Source organism: Nissabacter archeti, assembly GCF_018257325.1.
In the GTDB taxonomy this organism is placed as follows: Bacteria; Pseudomonadota; Gammaproteobacteria; order Enterobacterales; family Enterobacteriaceae; genus Chimaeribacter; species Chimaeribacter arupi.
Genome location: NZ_JAERKB010000004.1, coordinates 100919 through 121359 on the forward strand (window position 1 = coordinate 100919; position 20441 = coordinate 121359).

At 55.2% G+C, this 20441-nt stretch carries 18 protein-coding genes; 10 read left to right on the plus strand and 8 right to left on the minus strand.

The window, feature by feature from the left end:
• The first annotated feature begins 590 nt into the window (after nucleotides 1–590).
• The 5 genes from JK232_RS06555 to JK232_RS06575 all read left to right on the plus strand — a co-directional run bounded on the left by JK232_RS06555 (nucleotide 591) and on the right by JK232_RS06575 (nucleotide 7821).
• Complete coding sequence (locus JK232_RS06555) at nucleotides 591–1001, plus strand: H-NS family histone-like protein (protein ID WP_072928260.1); 411 nt, start codon at nucleotides 591–593, stop codon at nucleotides 999–1001.
• 941 nt (nucleotides 1002–1942) lie between these two features.
• Nucleotides 1943–3103: a M20 aminoacylase family protein gene (locus tag JK232_RS06560; protein ID WP_072928259.1), complete on the plus strand. Its 1161-nt coding sequence runs from the start codon at nucleotides 1943–1945 to the stop codon at nucleotides 3101–3103.
• Between the two features lie 1514 nt (nucleotides 3104–4617).
• Nucleotides 4618–5244 carry a ParA family partition ATPase gene (gene parA / locus JK232_RS06565; protein WP_072928257.1) on the plus strand — a complete coding sequence of 209 codons (627 nt, stop codon included), beginning with the start codon at nucleotides 4618–4620 and terminating at the stop codon, nucleotides 5242–5244.
• Between the two features lie 2 nt (nucleotides 5245–5246).
• Entirely contained in the window at nucleotides 5247–5447 is a 201-nt protein-coding gene (locus tag JK232_RS06570) for a plasmid partition protein ParG (RefSeq protein ID WP_241506125.1), read from the plus strand.
• 1381 nt (nucleotides 5448–6828) lie between these two features.
• Nucleotides 6829–7821 (plus strand): replication initiation protein, encoded by a 993-nt coding sequence (locus JK232_RS06575; protein WP_072928254.1) that lies wholly within the window; start codon nucleotides 6829–6831, stop codon nucleotides 7819–7821.
• A gap of 178 nt (nucleotides 7822–7999) precedes the next feature.
• On the opposite strand, the gene JK232_RS06580 is transcribed toward JK232_RS06575, so the two are convergent.
• Both JK232_RS06580 and JK232_RS06585 read right to left on the minus strand, forming a co-directional pair.
• On the minus strand, nucleotides 8000–8632 hold the full coding sequence (locus tag JK232_RS06580; RefSeq protein WP_212588960.1) for a LysE family translocator: 633 nt from the start codon (nucleotides 8630–8632) through the stop codon (nucleotides 8000–8002).
• Nucleotides 8633–8756: 124 nt separating this feature from the next.
• Nucleotides 8757–9929 (minus strand): YbfB/YjiJ family MFS transporter, encoded by a 1173-nt coding sequence (locus tag JK232_RS06585; protein WP_241506120.1) that lies wholly within the window; start codon nucleotides 9927–9929, stop codon nucleotides 8757–8759.
• Nucleotides 9930–10025: 96 nt separating this feature from the next.
• On the opposite strand from JK232_RS06585, the gene JK232_RS06590 reads away from it, so the two are divergent.
• Together JK232_RS06590 and JK232_RS06595 are read left to right on the plus strand one after the other, a co-directional pair.
• Complete coding sequence (locus tag JK232_RS06590; protein ID WP_072928251.1) at nucleotides 10026–10895, plus strand: LysR family transcriptional regulator; 870 nt, start codon at nucleotides 10026–10028, stop codon at nucleotides 10893–10895.
• A gap of 297 nt (nucleotides 10896–11192) precedes the next feature.
• A complete protein-coding gene (locus tag JK232_RS06595; RefSeq protein WP_072928250.1) occupies nucleotides 11193–12092 on the plus strand; it encodes an alpha/beta hydrolase in 900 nt (299 codons plus the stop codon).
• Between the two features lie 9 nt (nucleotides 12093–12101).
• Here the strand turns inward: JK232_RS06595 and JK232_RS06600 are convergent, their stop codons facing one another.
• The 6 genes from JK232_RS06600 to JK232_RS06625 are packed head-to-tail and all read right to left on the minus strand — an operon-like array spanning nucleotide 12102 to nucleotide 17477.
• Nucleotides 12102–13040, minus strand: coding sequence for an HpcH/HpaI aldolase/citrate lyase family protein (locus JK232_RS06600; RefSeq protein WP_072928249.1), 939 nt, complete (start codon nucleotides 13038–13040; stop codon nucleotides 12102–12104).
• Nucleotides 13041–13052: 12 nt separating this feature from the next.
• Entirely contained in the window at nucleotides 13053–14132 is a 1080-nt protein-coding gene (locus JK232_RS06605; RefSeq protein WP_072928248.1) for a cysteine protease StiP domain-containing protein, read from the minus strand.
• 9 nt (nucleotides 14133–14141) lie between these two features.
• Nucleotides 14142–14939 carry an HAD family hydrolase gene (locus JK232_RS06610; protein ID WP_212589010.1) on the minus strand — a complete coding sequence of 266 codons (798 nt, stop codon included), beginning with the start codon at nucleotides 14937–14939 and terminating at the stop codon, nucleotides 14142–14144.
• Nucleotides 14940–14955: 16 nt separating this feature from the next.
• On the minus strand, nucleotides 14956–16086 hold the full coding sequence (locus JK232_RS06615) for a phosphoribosyltransferase domain-containing protein (protein ID WP_101854686.1): 1131 nt from the start codon (nucleotides 16084–16086) through the stop codon (nucleotides 14956–14958).
• A complete protein-coding gene (locus tag JK232_RS06620; protein ID WP_212588961.1) occupies nucleotides 16079–17113 on the minus strand; it encodes an ATP-grasp domain-containing protein in 1035 nt (344 codons plus the stop codon). Before JK232_RS06620 ends, JK232_RS06615 begins: the two co-directional genes overlap by 8 nt.
• 16 nt (nucleotides 17114–17129) lie before the next feature.
• Nucleotides 17130–17477 (minus strand): transposase, encoded by a 348-nt coding sequence (locus JK232_RS06625; RefSeq protein ID WP_165698472.1) that lies wholly within the window; start codon nucleotides 17475–17477, stop codon nucleotides 17130–17132.
• Between the two features lie 711 nt (nucleotides 17478–18188).
• Here JK232_RS06625 and JK232_RS06630 point away from each other — a divergent pair.
• The 3 genes from JK232_RS06630 to JK232_RS06640 are packed head-to-tail and all read left to right on the plus strand — an operon-like array spanning nucleotide 18189 to nucleotide 20432.
• The gene (locus JK232_RS06630; protein ID WP_072928244.1) at nucleotides 18189–18776 is read left to right on the plus strand and encodes a TerD family protein; all 588 of its coding nucleotides are present in this window, start codon (nucleotides 18189–18191) and stop codon (nucleotides 18774–18776) included.
• A 2-nt stretch (nucleotides 18777–18778) separates the two neighbouring features.
• A complete protein-coding gene (locus tag JK232_RS06635) occupies nucleotides 18779–19948 on the plus strand; it encodes a TerD family protein (RefSeq protein WP_101854688.1) in 1170 nt (389 codons plus the stop codon).
• A 37-nt stretch (nucleotides 19949–19985) separates the two neighbouring features.
• On the plus strand, nucleotides 19986–20432 hold the full coding sequence (locus tag JK232_RS06640; RefSeq protein WP_072928242.1) for a tellurite resistance TerB family protein: 447 nt from the start codon (nucleotides 19986–19988) through the stop codon (nucleotides 20430–20432).
• Nucleotides 20433–20441: the final 9 nt, after the last annotated feature.

A 20441-nucleotide genomic window follows, 5' to 3' on the forward strand; every position in this document is an offset into this window, starting at 1 on the left:
GGGGGAATAAGCGGCAACGCGTCAGGTAATTTGTGTTAAAACAGAATCCCGTTCTCAGATTATTCTGCGTTTGCCTGACAAAAACAGGTGGGAAATAGTGATTCCCCTTTTGCCGGGCTGCCCTGATTTTCTATTCCTGTCACCACCGGGAAATTAGCGTGTATCGGCACCCACACCCTGGCCTGCACAGGCGGTATTGCGTTAAGAAAACGCCATCAATAAGTAAATCCACTCAATGCCCGGTCAACAATGGGGAACATTTTCCAGGTTAACTGCACTAATACGCACACATTGCTAAAAGAGGTTATGGCTTAAAAATTCACGCCTGCATTGGCAAAACGGCGGCGTGGTGCAATATAGGTGCGCCCGGCGATGGGGATCATGTTTCTATAAATTCCCGCGATTAAGTGATGTCACCGGCGCTATATAATGCGGCGGGAAGAAATAGAATTTTTTACGTTTTTTTTTACAAACATCCTTTGCCTAATAGGCGGAGTTATGTTTACAATTATAATCAAAGAAACAACGCGGCATCGGTCACCCAATAGTATGCGCGTTATAGCTGGTTTAACTAAACTAATGGATATGATATGAGCGATACTTTGAAGGTTCTGAACAACATTCGTACTCTGCGTGCGCAAGCCCGTGAAGTTTCTTTGCAAGATCTGGAAGAGATGCTCTCCAAATTGGAGTCCGTGGTCTCTGAACGTCGTGATGAAGAACAATCCATGATCGCAGAGCAAAAAGAGCGTGAAGACAAATTAGCAAAATACCGCGAAATGCTGCTGGCCGATGGTATTGACCCAAGCGACCTGATGGCGGCAGAAGCCAGCAAAAGCAAAACCGGCAAAGCAAAACGTGCTCCGCGCCCGGCTAAATATGAATACAAAGATGAGAAAGGCGAGCTGAAAACCTGGACCGGCCAGGGCCGCACCCCGGCAGCGATCAAAGAAGCGCTGGATGCCGGCAAAACCTTAGAAAGCTTCCTGATTCAGCAGTAATTTTTTTGAGATGAACGGCGGCTTTCCGAAGCGCGCTTGCCTCATATCCGTGTTCAGCCGGCGGCATTTTTTGCAGCCCTGAACAAATTAAACGGCCTGATGATCTCAGGCCGTTTTTTTATGTTCTGCAATAAGCTAAATTTGCAGGTAAATAGGCCCATCATGCCGATGCGTGGCTGCTATTACCTTGCGCAGTGTTAATCTTGCCATGTTACGGCAATCGCATTAAAAAACAGCTTTTTTCCCAGCAGCAGTTCACAAAATTCAGTGACACCCGTGTGCAAGCTTGTCAGGTTTATAGTCTGCAGCCCTATAGCATTTAGGGTTAATCTTAATTTTCCCTACTAACAGGATCCATTACTACCGTCTGATGATTCTGTGCCGTTCCCCATTCATTACCGCGTGATAATCCCCCCAGCGGGAAGTGATACCCGATCATAGCGCGATGCCCCAGCCCTAATCATTTACACCTCAATAATTACCGGGGGTACAGGCCGGGCTATATCAGAAAGCGTGGCGTGATGGCTTTACGCCATTTTGCAGCGCCGTCACACTTTTATAAATTTCTCCTGAAAATCATCTTGCTAAATCTGTTAATGCCTCGCCTGCAGTTCTTCGCCTGCGGCAAGGCCGCGGGTAAATTTTGCAATATCCTCCCGGTTATGGGCTTTTATGCTTCGCAGTGAGGGAAACAGACAACAGGGAAAATGCTGTCTGTGTCATTTGATATAAGCAGAGAATGGCATATAAGCAATGTGCTTATCAGATGGATGAAAATTCGCCACGTGACTCTTTTACATAAATTCTTTTCCCGGCGGTTTTCACGTACTCTATGCTTGATGCATTGCAATGACGTGAGTTTACCGCAGCCCTCACCCTTGCCGCGCGATATACCCCCTGCCCTTTTCCGGGCCTGATGATTTGCTGACAGGAGCCTTGCCATGACACTTTCTCGTGCGCTGATTGATGAAGCGATTGCCTGGCGCCACCAGTTTCATGCCTGGCCTGAGCTTGGTTTTCAGGAGCACAAGACGGCTCAGCAAGTTGCAGCCCTGCTGGAAACCTTTGGGTTTGAGGTTTACAGCGGCCTGGGCGGCACCGGCGTGGTCGGCACGCTCCGCCAGGGCTCCGGCCCGGTTATCGGTTTCCGGGCCGATATGGACGCCCTGCCGGTCACTGAGGGCACGAACCTGCCCTATGCCTCGCAAATCCCCGGCCAGATGCATGCCTGCGGCCATGACGGCCATACCGCCATGTTGTTGGCCGCTGCCCGCCATTTAAGCCAGACACGGCAGTTTAACGGGACACTGCACCTGGTTTTCCAACCTGCCGAAGAGAACCTGGCAGGGGCGCGCCGGATGATTGAGGATGGCCTATTCCGCTTATTCCCGATGGATGCCATTTTTGGCCTGCATAACTGGCCGGGACTGCCGCAAGGGCAGGTTGCGTTGAATAGCGGCGCGATGATGGCATCACTGGATACTTTCGAAGTCACCCTGACCGGCAAGGGCTGTCATGCCGCGATGCCGGATGAAGGGGCAGACCCCCTCGTGGCTGCCGCTGAATTGATTCTGGCGCTGCAAACCATTCCTGCGCGCCGGCTCTCTCCGCTCGATTCTGCCGTCATCAGCGTGACGCAGCTGAGTGCCGGAGAAGCGATTAACGTGATCCCGGAACGCGCAGTGCTTAAAGGGACGGTTCGCTGTTTACAGACCCCGGTGCGCGATCGGGTTGAAAAATTGATCGGAGAGTTTGTTACTTATCTGCCGCAATCTTTTGGGGTGCGCGGTACCATGGATTATCACCGGGGCTATCCGGTAACGGTGAACCACGCCCCCTGGGCCGAACAGGTTTGCCGGGCAGCCAAACGGGCGTTGGGTGAATCAAACGTGACATTCGGTATTAACCCTTCCATGGCCTCAGAAGATTTCGCCTTTATGTTACAGGCGTGCCCCGGTGCCTATTTCTGGCTTGGCACGGATGGAGCTTGCCCCTCCCCTTCCCTGCACAGCGCCCACTATGATTTTAATGACGCCATCATCGAAACCGGGGTCACGCTGTGGACAACCCTGGCTGAACAGTTGATGCCGGTAAAAGCGTAACGGCAACCGGCACGCAAGAATCCTGTAATCCTGTAATCCTGTAATCCTGTAATCCTGTAATCCTGTAATCCTGTAATCCTGTAATCCTGTAATCCTGTAATCTCAGGATTTTATGTCCGGCTCCGGCATGTCCAGTGCTTTTTATCCTCGCACCGGCACCTCACATGAAATCTTTCCACATAAGCGTAATTCCGCATTCTGTCAGGCTGAGCGGATAAACGCACAGCCTCCCTGCCGATGTGAGCGGCCATTATCATCTCTACCCTAGGTGGAGAGATTTCCTGTTGCATTGCCTCCTGAGGATTCTGGAATCCTGGCATCTTAGTATCCTGAGATGCTGAGATGCTGAGATGCTGAGATGCTGAGATGCTGAGATGCTGAGATGCTGAGCAGCATGATCCCAGGAACTCATGCCGATGCAATGGGTTATTACGCTTCTTTTTAAAATCCTGGGATCCTACCATCTTAGGATTCTGGGATTCTGGGATTCTGGGATTCTGGGATTCTGGGATTCTGGGATTCTTCAAACAGCATACCGCCTGTTTGCCGTCTGACAAGTGCTGCCTCTCTCCTGCAACAGGAAATTACTCCACATATCCCTGATGACCTGTCGGCTGGGAAAACATGCGGCTTTTTCGCCTGATTTTTACCCCTGTCCGGCGGAGGGTGAAAACCTTAGTGATCAACCGAAAATGTGCCGGGTATCCGCCTGAACGTGCACGTTGAAGGCGTCCTGGCTGCAAAACCTTTTATTTCTCAGACGGCCTTTGTATATGGAACCTATAGAGACCATCAATGATTTTTTTTGCCGATGTCCGGGGTTAATGTACGCCCCCAGCGCTGTACACTAACCCTCTTTCGCCCGTCCGTACCAACGTGAATAATGACACTGCTAAGGTATTTTTTAACACCTGGCCATCGTGTTGCCCCGTGACGCTTTTACTTCAGTCAGGCGCTTTATGATGCCCTCGGGAAATGTCCCTCATCCGCCTGATATCCGCCCTGCTGCACAATGAGGGTACAAGGCAAAAAAGGAGAATCCTGGGATTCTGCCATCCTGGAATCCCAGGATTCTCACTAGGGGCCGTTGTTACATATCTTTTTCACTTTACTCACTAATTCAGGTCAGCAGGCCGTGTATGCCTGCCCCCCTGAAGGGGCTGACGCTGACAGAAAAAAGAGGCGCAACCTGTCCGGCAAACGGTGCGGGTGCTGCCTGCTTTTCTCTGGCACGTACCTACAGAGGCGGCATAGTGCACAGACCTCAATTCCCTCCGTTCAGGATTCCAGGATTCTGGAATCCCAGGATTATCGCCACGCTTTTCTTTCTCGAAATGCAGGCCACACGGGGCTTTCGTTCAGGATTCTGGAATCCTGTAATCCTGGGATTCCAGAATCATATGTTTGAAGAAGCCGTTAACTTTCATTATAGTAAACACACTGATCCGGCATCCTGTAATCATAGGATTCTGGAATCCTAGAATCCTGGAATCCTGAGATTATAAGGTGAGTTCATGGCAGCAAAAATCATCGCTTTCCTCAACGGGAAGGGTGGGGTAGGGAAAACCACAACGTCCATCAACATTGCGACCTGCCTGGCCAGACAAGGGCACAGAGTCGTGATGGTAGACACCGACCCTCAGGGCAGTATCAGTAACTGGTACGAAGAAGAGAAATGCCTGTTTGATTTGGCAGAGGCCGCCTCTGAGAAAGAGGTCTACACCGTCCGTAAGCAGCTCAAAGATTATGACTATGTCATCATCGACGGCGCGGCGGCGATCTCTGCCATTTCGTCTGCAGCGGTCATGGTGAGCGATTTGGTGCTGATCCCTGTTACCCCCTCACCGTTGGACTTTGCGGCCTGTGGTGCGATTCTGGCGGTGGTTGAAGCGCGTGAAAACCTGCAACCTATCATCGCCCGGTTCCTAATCACCAAAAAAGTGGCTTCCGCCAAGATGCTGGACGTGTTGAAAGAGTCGATTGCGGATACCGGTGTCCCGGCGCTGAAAACCGGCACGACCCAACGCCAGGTCTATATCCGTACCATGCTCGATGGTGGAACGGTGTTCGATACCACTGACGGCAATGCCAAAGGTGAAATTGAAATCATGACGAAAGAGATTCTGGAGCTGCTCAATTGAAAATGAAACTGGGCCAACACAAACAGCTGGCCACTGCACTGGACGCTGTTGCCAAGCCTTCTGCCGCGCAGAAGAAGCTGCAAACGAACATTGACGAGGATCTTCACCGTCGTTTCAAAACAACTTGTTTCATGAAGGATCGTGAAATGCGTGATGTCCTGACCGAATTGATCCAGGGCTGGCTGGCGCATAACGAACAATGATCCTCTCTCAGGGCCGCTCCGGCCCTGATGTTCTAAAACATCGGGTCTGTCCTGCCATACCCCGATCCCGCCTTAAAAGATCGCTGTTAGATCCAGGATCAACATAATGGTTTGTTTCTTTTTTAGTTTAGATCTTTCTCTTTAAGGCCCCTTTTTCGTATTAAGGATCAACAGGTTAAACGCCTATATGTGGAGAGATTTCATGCCACATGTGGAGAGATTTCATGTTTAATGTGGAAGGATTTCATGCTTAATGTGGAAAGATTTCCTGTGGATAACTTACTGATCCTGCTAATTTTTTATATGTGGAGTTTTTTCCTGTTGATAACTTTTGGCTGATGCGGATCAATTTTACACTGCATTAGCATATTTTTAATTTTTCCACGATTGGCAGATATTTTCAAAGGTGGAAGAATTTCATGTTCCTTCCCCATGTAACTCCTGCTTTCCCCCCTAAATAACTTACGGTTTCTGCTTACTTGTTTTCGTAATAAAAACTTAAAATTCAATAAGATTTCAGGAAGAATAAATCAGGGAACTTTCTTAAAACGCTCAGACAGTTCTTATGTGGAAAGATTTCATGTTGCTTGTTTTTTAAGCAAAGGCAAAACGTAAAAAGGATCTTTTTTAGCTGTACACTAAGCGATGCCGCCGCAGGATCTGCAGGAATGGGTAATGTGGAATAATTTCATGTCTCATTTTATCCCTGAATAGGTGGAGAGATTTCCTGTTCATTGCCGTGTGCTGCCTGCCTGCCCTCAATATGATGGCGCCCCGGCGATACGTGGAGAAATTTCCTGTTAGTTAGCAGGCCGTTTTTATGCGTTATACGGCCCACGCACGGGCACGTTATGTGGAAAGATTTCATGTTCCTGAGCGGGACAAAAAGGCCTTTCCAAAGCCGCCCCTCCAGGTCAATGCGATAGGTGGAATGATTTCATGTTGCCTGCGCCTGCCGATAAAACGTGTCGCCAGGCTTGGGGCAGGGCAGGGCAGGGCGCTCTGGCTATCCGCTGCGTTATGTGGAGACATTTCATGTTAACGGCCGGGTCTGCTGCGGCTAAGGGCGCAAAGGTGGAGAGATTTCATGTTCTCTGCAGCCAGTATGGGAATGTGAATGCCATCAAAAGCACGGCCGGCCTGACCGGGGTAAACGCGAAAGGTGGAGAAATTTCCTGTTATACAGAAGGGGAAAAATGCCCTGCCGGGTAACATTGCTGAAACATCCCAAAAAACCTTATGTGGAATAATTTCCTGTTGCCAAAAAAAGATCCTTCCATAAAATCCTTTATATTCAATAAATTGAAAGGGTTGTTTTTACTTTACGCGGCTATTTTTTATGTGGAATAATTTAAAGACATTCCACTTAGGATCCTGCTTCATGGAACTCAACAAACTGACTGTGGTTCAGGGTAACGATCTCCTGGAAGGCGCCTACAGCGTCACGCTGGATGAGATGCGGTTGCTCAACCTGGCACTGGCGCAAATTGACAGCAGGAAACCTCAACCGGATACCCTTTACCGGCTTTTTCCGCAGGATTATCAGCGCATCTATGGGGTCAACCCCTCCAGCAGCCACCGGCAGCTGCGGGAAGCGGCGGAAAGCCTGATGAAAAAGCCGGTGACCATCTACAAGCCGGACGGCAAAACCGGCAAAATCCGCACGGTACAACTTTCCTGGTTTTCGCGGCTGGAATATGTCAGCAGCGACGATCACAGCGCGGTGGTGCTGCGCTTTGGCCAAGATGTGGCCCCTTACCTTTACGAGCTCAAAGAGTCTTTCACCAAACTCAACTTCACCAATATTGCCAAACTGGATACGCCCTTCTCCGTCAGGCTGTATGGCTGGTTGATCAAGGCTAAAAATCTGTATGGGCGCCGCAGCACAAAAGCCATCGAGGTTACGCTGGATCTCGCCTGGATGCGGGAAAAAGCGGGGCTGGCAGGCAAATATGAGGACTACCGCGACTTCCGGCAGAAATTGCTGGAACCGACCATCAACCGCATCAATGCCAATACGGATATCTCGGTGGTCTGGGAGCCGATTAAAAGCGGCCGCACGGTGATTGCCGTAAAATTTGCTTATATGGATGAGTCCTGTCCGGAAGCCACCAAGCCTTTGCGCCCGCGGTTGCCGCGGCGGCCACGGGCCTCCGTTGGGTCTGATCTGGAAGGGGAATGGGCGCGCAGCTGTATTGAGATTTTTGAGGAGTACCGCGTCAAGTTGCTGGCGTATGATGAGGCGGAAAAGGTGGCTTTGCCGGACCTGCGCAAGCTGGCCGGATGGTATAAAACCATTGGCGATAAGGTGAGCCAGAAGGCGATTATGGCTGAAGTGAACGCCCGCTCTAAACGTACATCCGCCAAGAGCTGACCGGCTGTTACCGGGTGAGCTGCAAAAATCCATGCAAGGTCTCACCCAAGTAACGCACAGAGTTATCCCCCGTTTCTGTGAATAACTTTTGCCGAACCGCAGAATCTCAGAAACTTCAAGGAAAAATATCAGAAAGCGGGCACATCAGTATTCTATGCTGGGTGCCCGCTTTTTCGTGTTATGTCCGGTTGTCTGCCAGCATCCGCAGAGCCAGGGTTGCCAGAACTGTGCCCATCAGCCAGCGTTGTACACGTAACCATACCGGCCGCCCGGCCAGAAATGCCGCCAGTGTCCCGGCAGATATCGCAATCAACGCATTCACCGTAACGCTGATGGCAATTTGCGTCATCCCCAGCGTGACTGACTGCGTCAGTACATGGCCGTGGGCCGGCACAATAAATTGCGGTAATAAGGAGAGGTAAAGCACCGCGGCTTTCGGGTTCAGCAGGTTGGTGACGAGCCCCATCGTAAATAACTTACGCGGGCTGTCCGGCGTCAGGGTTTTCAGCTGAAAGGGGGAACGGCCGCCGGGCTTTACCGCTTGCCAGGCGAGATAAAGCAGATAGAGTGCGCCGGCGATACGTAATGTGTCGTAAGCAAAGGGAACGGCCATCACCAGGGCGGTGATCCCCAACGCAGCACACAACATGTAAAACACAAACCCCAGCGCGACCCCGGCCAGTGAGATCAGCCCCGCTTTTCGTCCCTGACAAATCGAACGCGAGATTAAATAGATCATATTGGGGCCGGGCGTCAGCACCATGCCCAGCGCAATCGCCGCAAACGGTAAAAGTTGTGTCATCTCAATCATCTGTTTATCTCCTTGTGAAAGGAATAGTTAAAGATATTCTGAGCGTGGTACACAACCGCTTTGAGATAACGCAGAAAAATACGCGATAAAAAAGGCCGCAACGGCGGCCTGAAAGGATTTATGGTTAGTTACCGGGCTGTTCGCAGCGGATAGCGGGTTCGCTTTCTGCCGCCGGGCGGTTCCATGCCGTCACGATCGCTGCGATCAGCAGACCGGCCGCCGCGACCCCCAGTGCCGGGGAAAGCGAGCCAAACAGGTGTACACTGGCGGAGGAGACCAGCGGGCCGACCAGCTGCCCGGTCGCATAACCGGTCGTCAATATCCCAACCACCTGCGCCGTCTGGCTGGGGGCAATTTCACGCCCCATCCGCATTGCAAGCTGCATGATGGCGAGGAAGCCGCCACCGGTCAGCAGCGTCCCTACAATCAGCCCGCCCGTGCCGGGAAGGGCGACGACGGACGCCACACCCAGCGCTTGTAATACCAGCGTCAGAGTCAGGCGCAGCCGGGTCGGCAGACGGGTGCCCAAAAAGATCACCGCCATCACACCGGCAATGGCCGCCAGGCCAAACAGCGGCCAGAACAGGGCGGCGAGCGTACTGTGGGGGAACATCACATTCGCCAGCTGGGATAAAAAGGTTGCGGGCAAAATGTAGCCGAAACCGGCCAGCGTATAAGTGATCAGCAGCTTTCTCAGCGCAGGTGACCAGGAGAAGGGCGCGTCGCTCGCGGCTTGCGTCCGGTGGATCTCATCCGGCAAGGCGCGACGAAGGCAAAGCCCAATCAGCAACGCAACGCCCCCGTAAACCATCCAGCCCTGGGCGGAAGAGGCGTGGTCATGGGTCAGCACCAGCGCCAAAATCCCGGTCAGCATGATGCCGGCACCCGGCCCGGTGAATACTGCTGCCGACAGGCGCGGTGTCTGCGCGGCGGCCAGCCGGTCTTGCGTCCAGGCGGTGATCAGGATCAGTGCCCAGGCCCCGCCTAATCCGGCAATAAAGCGCAGAACCGCCTGTGCGGTAAAGTCATGGGTAAACGCTGACAGCAGCGTCGCGGCGATGGTTGCCCACAACCCGGCGCGCAAATGCAGCGCATACTGTTTGCGCAGCCGCATGGCATAAATGGCACCGGCCAGATAACCAATGTAGTTCATTGAGGCCAACAGCCCGGCAGAAGACAGTGAAACACTGTGCTCCTGCAACATCAGGGGCAACTGTGGCGTCAGGGAAAAACGCCCCATGCCCATCACAGCAATAAGGGTAAAGAACCCGGTCAAGGCAACACGGATAGGTGACACAACTCTTCTCCAAAAAATATGACTGCAGCAGCCTATCCGGCGCAGTAATTCTTGTATAATGAATAATAATTAAAAAGTTGTTCTCTGGAGAAGAATATGGACTTCACACAGCTGGAGTATTTCCGGACCGCAGCGATGCTGGGTTCTATTACCGGGGCGGCCCGGCAACTGCATAAAGTGCCCTCGAATATCACGACCCGCATCCGCCAACTGGAAGAAGAGTTAGGGTGTCAGCTGTTTATCCGTGAGAAACAGCGTATCCATTTATCAGCAGAGGGCAAAAATTTCCTGGGCTACGCCACCCGGTTGCTGGAGCTGGCGGAGGAGGGCAGGCGCTCCATCCAGCGACAAGAGCCGGGCGGGTTGTTTACCCTGGGCGCGGTCGAGAGCACGGCGGCCATTCGCCTGCCGGATGTGATGGCCGCCTACCACAACCGCTACCCGAAAGTAACGCTGGAGCTGTTTACCGGCTTATCGGATGAGGTAACAGAGAGTGTGATTAACTGGCGCTATGCTGCCGCGTTCACGGATGTGATGAGCCTGCCGCCGGAGCTGGAAGGTATTCCGCTCTATAAAGAGAAAATGGTACTGATCTCATCGCGCGATCATGCCCCTATTCATGGCCCGCAGGATGTCACGGAAGATGCGGTCTTTGCGTTCCGTAACACCTGTTCTTACCGGCGTCGGTTAGGGAAATGGTTTGATGAGGGCCATGTGCAGCCGAAGCGGATTGTCGAAATTGAGTCTTACCACAGTATGCTGGCGTGTGTGAGCACGGGGGCCGGTATTGCCTTGATTCAGGAATCCGTCTTGCAGACGCTGCCGGGCGCGGCGCGGGTCACGGCACATGCGTTGACCGGGGAAAATACGGTGGCCGATATCTGGCTGATCTGGCGCAAGGGCACGCGCAATACGAACCTGGATGCGTTAATCGGGCTGCTTGACCGGCAATACCCCAGCGATTGATAATCCTGTAATCCTGTAATCCTGTAATCCTGTAATCCTGTAATCCTGTAATCCTGTAATCCTGTGATTATGGGATTATAGAATCCTGAAATCATAGGGTTCTTGATTTTCAGCATGTCGCCCGCTCAATCTAAATGATAATTATTAGCAATATGGTTGCGCGCTGTGCTACTGTTTTGCCGCATAAAAAACAGTGATGCGCCGCCCCTGCTACGGCGGCCATTTTTCGCGTGGCGCGGAAGGGGGCGGCCTTAACCCTGTATTGCCCCCCGCCGCCCACCCACAGGGAACAACACCATGCGCGCACTTTTCCTTCTGCTCGGCCTCTGCCTGACGACTACCGCACTGGCGGCCGGGAAGGGCTATACCTTGCCCGGTTCACAGGTTGAAACCTTGCCCACCCAGAGCGGCGACTACCAGATCATGACTTATGTGCCGCAAGAAAAGCCCCCGGCGGACGGTTGGCCGGTCATCTACCTGCTGGACGGCAACGCGACATTCCCGCTGGCGGCCGGCATGATGTCGGCTTACAGCTGCGCACGCTGCCCAATGCAGCCGGGCGTGATTGTGGCAGTCGGGTATCCGGGCGCATCGCGGCGGGACGTGGATTATCGCCCGGCGACGGAACAGGTCGCGCTGGAGGGCAACCCCGCAGGCGGCACTTACCCACCGGGTGCGCCGGGCAATGCCCAGGCGTTTTATCACTTTGTTGAGACGGTGCTGAAACCACACATTGCCGCGCAGTGGCCGATTAACAATCATCAGCAGGCGCTGTTCGGGCATTCCTATGGCGGTTTGTTTGCGGTCTATACCGGACTGACCCATCCGCAGGCGTTCCAGCATATTTATGCGGCCAGCCCGTCGGTGTGGTGGAATGATCGTTACCTGAGCAAACTGGCGGCAGAGACCCTGAAACAGGCGTCCCCGGTCTGGCCGGAAAAGATGCGGCTAACGGTCGGGGAGTTTGAGCAATCGCTTCAGCAACGCGAAATGGCGTTGCCGGAGAAACAGCGTGAAGTGCTGGCGAAACACCGGCAGCAACGGGCGATGGTGGACGGCGTAAGGGAACTGGCCCGGCACCTGCAACAGGCACCGGGGGGCGAGCATGTCAGTTTTATGCTCTATCCCGGCCAGTCACACCAGACGGTGATGCCGCTGGCGTTGCAGGATGCGCTGCTGGATCATTTTGCCCGTTGAAAGCCGCGGCTAGCCGACGTGGTTAATGCGCTCCGCATCCGGGGCGGACGGGTCAGCATAGCCATATTTCTGCCCCAGCTGAATGATGCGGTGCGCCCAGTTAACGTGGGTGGCCGGTTCACACATCGCGCCGTCAGACTTAAAGACCGCGCTGTCCGCATTCAGGATGCGTAGCGCTTCCTGATAATCCCGTGGGGCCACTTTCAACGCACCGTGGATAATCGCGATCTGGCTGGGGTGAATCGCTGTTTTACCCACCATGCCGTGCAGCATGTCCTGTTTCAGTTCGCGGCGCAGCATCTCCGGTGAATCAATCAGTTCACATACCGGCGACGTCAGGGAGAAGCCGCGCGAACCAAATACACTGACCAGCATTTTGATCACATAACCGAGCGGCCCCTCATACAGCGTATGCTCCCGGCTGCGGCGCAGCCCCAGCACACTCATCAGATCGTTGCCGCCGATCCGCAATGCCAGCACCCGATCCGCAGCCCGCGCCTGCAGGGCATCCGCCAGTGCCTGCATCCGGCTGACGTCATACACCTGCGCATCTTCCAGGGTCGGCATCCAGCGCAGATGCGTACCAGCCGTCAGTGAAAGCCAGGTGTCCAGCGAATCCAGGGTAAATTTTGGCAACACCAGCCCGTCGACAGCCGCCAGGCTCAGGCTCTCATCGCGAATTAACGCTGACGCCATCAGCGCATGGCGTGGGCGGATAAACAGCAACGGGCCGTCGCCGCCGGTTTGGCCGTTGGCCAGCACAGCCAGTGTCCGGCGCAGGTTGTCCAATGCCTGCGGGATATCACGATCCAGCACCGCATCTTCCAGGCAGATCACCATCGACAGCAGCTCCGGGTATTTTTTACCCTGCGCAATGGCCGTCAGTTCCGGGTGGGTGGCGGGCACATACATGGTGGCGCCCAGATCGTTTGGCGTAATCAGTTTCATCGTCTTCTCCTGTCAGGCCACTTTCCTGATGATGGTGACGGCCCGGTAAACCCCCAGCGCGTCACCTGCCTCTTCCACCCGGATGCCGGCACTCTCTGCCAGATGCACCAGTAGCGCCACATCCACATCGTTCCGGTTGCTCACCAGCACATGCTCCGGCACCCGGCGCATCACTGCGCGGGTCGCTTCAGCAATGCCCGGTTTAATACGGTTAAGGGAATCCACCTGATAGGTTTCAGCCAGCATGGTGATCACACGCTGGCTGAGGTGGCGCAGCATGGTGCGCTGCTCCGGATCGGGCCGGGCCGCAATCACCGGCTGAGTCTGCGCGGCGCGTAATGCGTCAATCTCTGCCACGAACGCCTGGCTGACGTCATGCTCATGCAGATGTTCACAATACATTGAGCCGTGAAAGCCGTTATCGCGCCAGAGTGAGCGGCTGACCAGCCCGGAGACCGGCGCGCCCAGGATGCCGAACGGCATAAGCCAGTCTTCACCGGAGGCAGATAACCAGGCGCAGCCGCCGGGGTCGGCCAGCACGGCCAGACGCGCAGCGCGGCGGAATGCCGGGTAGTTGGCCAGCGAACGGGTCAGCTCGCGTGAAATGGCCCCTTTGCCGGTCCAGCCATCCACAAACACCACGCCCTCACTGCCGTGCCGGGTGGTGATGTAGTCCAGCGCCGCCTGATCGATGCCGCGGTCGCGGATAATACTGACGCCGTAATGCACCGCCTCGATGCCCTGTTCACGCAGGGCATGCAGCAGGCAGACGCCCAACGGCACCCCGGCCCGCACCAGTGACACCAGCACCAGCGGCCGGGCGCTGATCTGGGTTGCCAGCCCCAGCGCCAACGCAGCGACTTCACCGGCCAGGCGCGGGCCAAACTGGGCCATCGCCTGCCGGTAAATCGCCTGATGCGCCGCCGACGGGGCCGGTTCTTCCGAGAGCATGTCAGAATAGTGCTTCTCACCGCGCTGGATCAGGCGCTCTTTCTCCGCCACCGGGGTGTAGTCCACCGTCACCGGCGACAGCAAAAACTGCACATCACCCGGCGCATAGGCACCGGAAAAAGGGGGATGGGATGCGTGCATACTCTCTCCTTACGCTGTGGGGTGGGGCAATCCATTTTGCAGGGCGGCAAGTAACTGGCTGCGTTGGGGCAGCGCCAGAAAATCACATTGCTGCATAAAGCTGTAATCGGTCAGGCTGTCGCCAAACCCCAGCACCGGGCGATCCGGCGCCGTGGCGCGCAACTGCGCCAGCAAAAAGCGCACGGCATGGCCCTTGTCGATGCACTCCGGCAGCCAGGCAACATTATTCCCGTTCCGGTGGACATAAAAGCCATCCAGATCAAACGTCTCTGCCACCCAATCCGCATAGCGGTTCAGCGCCTCAAGGTGCACGCTGTTTCTTACTTTCATCACCAGATAGATAGGAATGCCGTACTCTTCATTCATCCGGCACCAGCCCGGTTCCACCGGCAACGCCGCATCCACCGCCTGCGGATCGGCCAGCATGGTGTCAAGGTGTTGCGCCAGCGCAGCAAGGCGCGGCTGGTAAGGGGCCAGCGACGTGGTGATGTGGTGTTGCCAGGCGGCATCCGGCTCACCCTGCGGGGTTAAAATCACCGCGCCGTGGGTGGTGACGGCATAAGAGTCGAACGGAATGCAGACCCTGGCCAGTTCATCCGTGCCGCGGGCGGTCACCGGGATGGTTTCCGCTTGCGCCAGCATCCACTGCACCAGATTAGCCTGCCGCGCCATCATAAAGCTGCGCGGTGCCAGTTCCCGATCCAGCGCGCCGGGTTGTGATTTGGCCTGCTCATCCGGGTCAGGGATTTTGCGCATCGTCTGGAACAGGGTGTCATCCAGATCGGTAAAGATGATCGGGCGCGTCAAATGGTCGTGCGGCATGTCAACCCTCATGGAATTCAAGTTGCGGGAAGTGCGCCAGGAAGGCGGGATCCCAGGCGGAGGCCGGGGTTTCTGAACAGAGGATCACCCGGTCATAGTCAGCAGGATCGACATTGTAGAGATACATCGGCACGCCCAGCCCGTAGTTATCCTGGAAACTGAAGGCACTGCGCATCGCCAGCCCCAGCGCCACCGGTGAGCGGGTGGTAGAGCCGAACCGCACGCGGGCACCCTGGCTCTCCAGCCATTCTGCCAGCATAAAGGGCTGCCAGACATACTCCCCGGTGCCGAGTACCAGAATACGCTCTCCCGGCCGGGGCGCGGGCGTATGCAGCAGGCGTGACACATCACGCACGCCCATCCGCCCCCAACTGGCCGCCAGGTGGTTCAGCGGCTGGCTGCCGCGGGCGGTAATATTGACCTGCGGCATATCCAGCAACGGCGGCTGCTCCGCCACTGTCCAGCGCCACTGGCCGGCCGCCAGCGAGACGGCCGTGACCGGCAGCGCCACCTTTTCAGCCAGCGCCCCGGCAGACCAGTCGGTGAGGGTCGCGGTCACGATATGCTCAAGCTGATCCAGCCCCGCCTCGTGCAGCGCCTGATAGAGATTGAGGAACGTTTTGCCGGTGGTGGCTTCATCGTCCACCATCACCAGCGTACGGGCATGGCGCACGCTGTCGCGCAGGGGCGCAGAAGCAGGCTGGTGCACCAGATGGGCGGTGGCGTGGCTGTGCTCCTCTTCAAAGCGGCAGAGCAGCTCACCGCCCAGCGGGTGGCGGGTCGTGGTCAGCAACACTGCGTCTTCCCCACGGGCGCGCAATACGGCATGGACACCTGCGGCGAGGCCTACGGCCGTCTCCGCCATGCCGGTGACCAGGATCGGGCCGGGCAGCCCGGCGGGAATGCGATCCGCCAGGTCGCTGAACGCTTTACGCATCAGGCTGGGCGGGCAGGGGATGTGCCGGCCCAGCACTTTGCTGACGAACAGGAACGCGCGGCGCGGGTTACGCCGTTGCGCCATCGAAAACAGCGTATCGGCGCTCCAGCCCGGCCGGCAGAACAGGTCGAGTGACATGGTGCCGGACGGCAACTGTGCCTGAAAATGTTCTTCATGGCCGTAAGGATTATGCATGGTGTGACTCACTGGCAGTAACCGGGATGGCTTCGTCAACAATACGCACCGTGGTATGGCGCAGTTGTTGGGACGGCAGGGGCAGGCCGAGGCGCTGGGCGATCATCATGGCCGGCAGGTTAATGCCGCTGTGCAGGCCATAGCCGACCCCGCCGCTCGGGCGCAGGTTGCACTCCAGCACCCGCGGGTTGCCCTGATCGTCTGCCCTGGTCTGCACATTAATCAGCCCGTCCGCCTCCAGTTGCCCGGCCACACGGCAGGCCAGCTCAATCTCTTCGCCGCGGTCAAACAGCGTTTGCATCGCGCCGTTTTTACGCCGCCCCAAAGCGGCAATGACCCGGCCGCGATCGACAACCAGATCAATACTGCACTCCGGCCCCGGCAGGTAAGGCATCACGATCATCGGTTCTTTCAGCCCGCCGCTCTCTTCCAGCGCAGTGAGATACGTGGAGGTGCGGATACGGCGCTGGTCAGGCGCGCTCAGCATCAGGCTGGCGGGGGCATCGTCATCCAGCCGCCAGTAACCCAGCCCATAAATACCGGTATTGGGTTTGATACAGAGCCGCGGCCAGCTGCTTTTCAGCGTGTTCAGCGCATCCTGCAACTCACCGAGGGTATTCACCCGCACCGCCGGGGTGTGGGGGATGTTGTGTGCCGCCAACACCTCAGTAAAGGCGGCTTTATCTTCGGCCAGCGTCAGGAAGCGGGCGTCACGCACACCAGTGATCAGGGTGATCCCGGCCGCCTCAATAGGCTGCCGGTGTTGTTCAAACCAGGCCGAGGGTTTGCCTGTATGGATCACGCTGACGCCATACTGCCTGGCCGTAGTAAGGATAAAAGTCAATTTTTCTGTGAGATCCGTAGGTTCGCGCAGGGCGATGTCTGCCGCCGCCGTGATTTCCGGGCGGAACTGGCGATGCGACGCCAGCACCTGTAGCGGCTGGCCTTGTGCGCCGCACCAGGCATTTTCCCGGATGGCACGCCGCAGTCCTTCTGCAATGGTGCGCTGTGATGAAAATCCTTCCATCAGCCATATCATGATGTTATTTCTCCCGCCGGTTTTTGGCGATTAACGCGGCCAGGGTCGCCGCGGTGGCCGGCAATTCGCCTAAAGAATGCGCACCGTAACCCCGTAACCATAAGCCTGATTTGCGGCGGCCGGTCAGCTCGCCGAGTTGTTTGGCACTGTGTGTTTTCAGCGCATTTACCAGCATGGAAATTTCCGTACCCGGCGACATAGTGAGCAGCAACTCAACCCCCTCTTCCAGCAGGCCAACCTGCTCGACGGTAAAGGGTAAATTGCGGGTACAATGGGGGAGAATTTCCTGCAAAATCTGCCGCTCATCGTCCTGTACACTATCAGGCGAATCAAAGGCAAAAATCAGCTGCATTTTTATGTCAAAGATATTGTATCTGTTGGCTTTTAGCATTGTTGTCCCTGCCTGCAATAACAGGAAAATAATCTGCCAACCAAATAAATCCTTCGGGCGGGTGTACCAGGGATTATACTCAGCTGTAACAATGATTTCTTTCCGCTGAAAAATGCGCTAAGAAGTGGTGTCCATCTTTATAGTTGGCGGGATAGTTAGCAGCTTGCGCAACGCTATTTACTTTTCTTTGCAAATTATGTCAAGAAATGTAGAGATAATTCTATTTTTTGGAATATAAATTCCATTTTTAGGCGAAAAAGCGATAGGAAAGGGCCGAATAAATCATTTTTCATGTGAATACATTCGTAATTAATTAGATGATCTAAAACGTTTTCGTCTTAATATTTTAAGAGTAACTGATTGGATTACATAGATTTACAATGACATCACGTTTATCTATGTTTATTCGTAACTTCAGTGACAGTTTCCAGGATTACTATTACAAAGATGGTCAGTTTTTATAGGATAATCATTTAATATGTAAATCAATCGGCCATACCTAAACAAGTTAACGTAAATCTTGTAATACTGTCGCCAGCATCATGTTATTTACCTGGCCATTGTCGGATTTTTGCCCATTTCTGCGATGACGTTGCACGAAATAAAAAATTCATAATATGGCCATGCCGGCGGTTAATCAGCCCGCTTACCTTTACAGCAAGGAGTCTCGCTATGGCTATCTCACTGAGTAAAAATCAATCCGTGTCATTGACCAAGGAATCCGGGGCGGCCGTTACTGCTGTCCACGTGGGGTTAGGCTGGGACGCGGTAAAAAGCAAAGGCATCTTCGGCATGTTTGGCGGGGGCGGCGGGGATATTGACCTCGACGCTTCCTGCCTGATGCTTGATAACGCAGGCCGTGAGGTTGACACCGTCTGGTTCCGCAAACTCGAATCAAGCTGCGGCTCCGTGATCCACAGCGGGGACAACCGCACCGGCGCCGGTGACGGCGACGACGAGGTGATCACCATCAACCTGCGCCGCGTTCCGGCTAACGTCCATCACCTGGCGTTCACCGTAAACAGCTTTACCGGCCAGAACTTCACCAAAGTTGAAAACGCCGGTGTGCGTATTCTTGATCAGGCGAAAAAAGAGCTGGCGAACTATAACCTGGCGCAAAAGGGCGAACACACCGCGCTGTTTATTGCGTCCCTGTCCCGCAATGGGGATGACTGGCAATTCAAAGCGCACGGTACGCCTGCCAACGGCCGCACCGTTGAAAGCATGATCCCGATGATCGTCCGTGAATTGGTGGGCTAACCATGACAACCCAGCTTATCGCCGGCGGCAATGCTGCCCTGCCTGAAACCACCGTGATTGTCCGCATCAAAAGTGGCGTGGCCGCCGATGTGGCTGCTTTTCGCCTGAACGATCAGGGCAAAACCCGTGTGGATGACGACTTCGTATTTTATGGGCAGAAACAGAGCCAGGATCGCGCGTTGATCCTGCTGACAGAAGGGGCGGTCAGCGCGTTTTCCGTGAATCTGGCGGCACTGCCGGCGGATGTGCAGAAAGTTGCCTTTACCATTACGCCGGAAGGCAGCCAGTCGGTGCAGGCGCTGCGTTCACTGGCGGTAGGCGTGGAGTATAACGGCCAGCCGCAGCTCAACGGGGATGTTGACCTGGCCGGGCGCAGTGAAGCGGCCCTGATCCTTGGGGAACTCTACCGCCGTAACGGCGAATGGAAATTCCGCTTTGTTGCCCAGGGGTTCAACGGCGGGCTGCAACCGCTGGCAGAGCATTATGGCGTCACCATTGATGACACGCCGGAAGAGGCCGCGCCTGCACCCGCTCCGGCCCCGGCCGCCAAACCGCAGCCGGTCAATCTCAGCAAAGTCACGCTGACCAAAGAACAGCCCACCATCAATCTGACCAAATCGGTCAACCTGAGCAAAAGCCAGGGCTTCGGCCGTATCCGCGTAAACCTCAACTGGAACCGCGGCACCGGCGGCGGCTTCTTCAGCAAACTGGGTGCCATTGACCTCGACCTCGGGGCTTATGTGCGGTTGAAGAACGGCGAGAAAGATCTGATCCAGGCGCTCGGCAACCGGTTCGGCCGTTATGACCAGTTCCCTTATGTGCATCTGGAAGGGGATGATCGCACCGGTTCGGTGTCTGAAGGAGAGTGGCTGAACATCAACGGCGCCCAGTGGGATGAGATCGCCGAAGTGGTGGTGTTCGCCTTTATCTACAAAGGCGCGCCGAACTGGGCGAAAACCGACGGTGTCGTTACCCTGCAACTGCCGGAGCAGCCGCCGGTAGAAACACGCCTCACCGAAGGCGGCAACCGCCATAACATGTGTGCGATTGCCCGCCTGGAAAACGTCAACGGCACCCTGAAGGTGGAGCGTCTGAACGACTACTTTGCCGGCCATGAGCCAATGGATAAAGCCTACGGTTGGGGATTCAACTGGCGGGCCGGCAGTAAATAACACACAAGCAGCAAATAACAACAAAGAGGAAAGAACCATGTTTGATTGGGCAAAGAATAAATTCAATCAGGGCCGTGACACCTTCATGACTGAAGTCAGCCGTTATAAAGGCAAAGACTTCATGCAGGGGTGTGTGGCGGCCGGGACTTACATGGCCTTTGCTGACGGCGTGGTGACGCCGCAGGAAAAGCAGAAACTGGTCAAATATTTCGAGATTAGCGATGCGCTGAAAGTGTTCAGCACTGAGGAAGTGATCCGCGAATTCCAGAAACTGTCAGAGAAATTTGATTTTGACCTGGACATCGGCCGCTCTGAGTGCCTGAAAATTATCGGCAAATTGCGCAGCAAACCGGACGAAGCACGCGCAGCGGTACGGCTCGGGGTGATGATCGCCAAGAGTGATGCCAATTTCGACGACGCCGAAAAACGGGCGCTGATTGAGATTTGCAACGAGTTGGGCCTTAAGCCTGACGAATTCTTTTAACAGAGAGTA

Coding starts and splice junctions, on each gene's coding strand:
- JK232_RS06555 (WP_072928260.1), top strand. CDS start 591: ATGAGCGATACTTTGAAGGTTCTGAACAACATTCGTACTCTGCGTGCG.
- JK232_RS06595 (WP_072928250.1), top strand. CDS start 11,193: ATGCGCGCACTTTTCCTTCTGCTCGGCCTCTGCCTGACGACTACCGCA.
- JK232_RS06580 (WP_212588960.1), bottom strand. CDS start 8,632: ATGATTGAGATGACACAACTTTTACCGTTTGCGGCGATTGCGCTGGGC.
- JK232_RS06605 (WP_072928248.1), bottom strand. CDS start 14,132: ATGCACGCATCCCATCCCCCTTTTTCCGGTGCCTATGCGCCGGGTGAT.
- JK232_RS06590 (WP_072928251.1), top strand. CDS start 10,026: ATGGACTTCACACAGCTGGAGTATTTCCGGACCGCAGCGATGCTGGGT.
- JK232_RS06625 (WP_165698472.1), bottom strand. CDS start 17,477: ATGCAGCTGATTTTTGCCTTTGATTCGCCTGATAGTGTACAGGACGAT.
- JK232_RS06560 (WP_072928259.1), top strand. CDS start 1,943: ATGACACTTTCTCGTGCGCTGATTGATGAAGCGATTGCCTGGCGCCAC.
- JK232_RS06620 (WP_212588961.1), bottom strand. CDS start 17,113: ATGGAAGGATTTTCATCACAGCGCACCATTGCAGAAGGACTGCGGCGT.
- parA (WP_072928257.1), top strand. CDS start 4,618: ATGGCAGCAAAAATCATCGCTTTCCTCAACGGGAAGGGTGGGGTAGGG.
- JK232_RS06635 (WP_101854688.1), top strand. CDS start 18,779: ATGACAACCCAGCTTATCGCCGGCGGCAATGCTGCCCTGCCTGAAACC.
- JK232_RS06640 (WP_072928242.1), top strand. CDS start 19,986: ATGTTTGATTGGGCAAAGAATAAATTCAATCAGGGCCGTGACACCTTC.
- JK232_RS06600 (WP_072928249.1), bottom strand. CDS start 13,040: ATGAAACTGATTACGCCAAACGATCTGGGCGCCACCATGTATGTGCCC.
- JK232_RS06570 (WP_241506125.1), top strand. CDS start 5,247: ATGAAACTGGGCCAACACAAACAGCTGGCCACTGCACTGGACGCTGTT.
- JK232_RS06615 (WP_101854686.1), bottom strand. CDS start 16,086: ATGCATAATCCTTACGGCCATGAAGAACATTTTCAGGCACAGTTGCCG.
- JK232_RS06575 (WP_072928254.1), top strand. CDS start 6,829: ATGGAACTCAACAAACTGACTGTGGTTCAGGGTAACGATCTCCTGGAA.
- JK232_RS06630 (WP_072928244.1), top strand. CDS start 18,189: ATGGCTATCTCACTGAGTAAAAATCAATCCGTGTCATTGACCAAGGAA.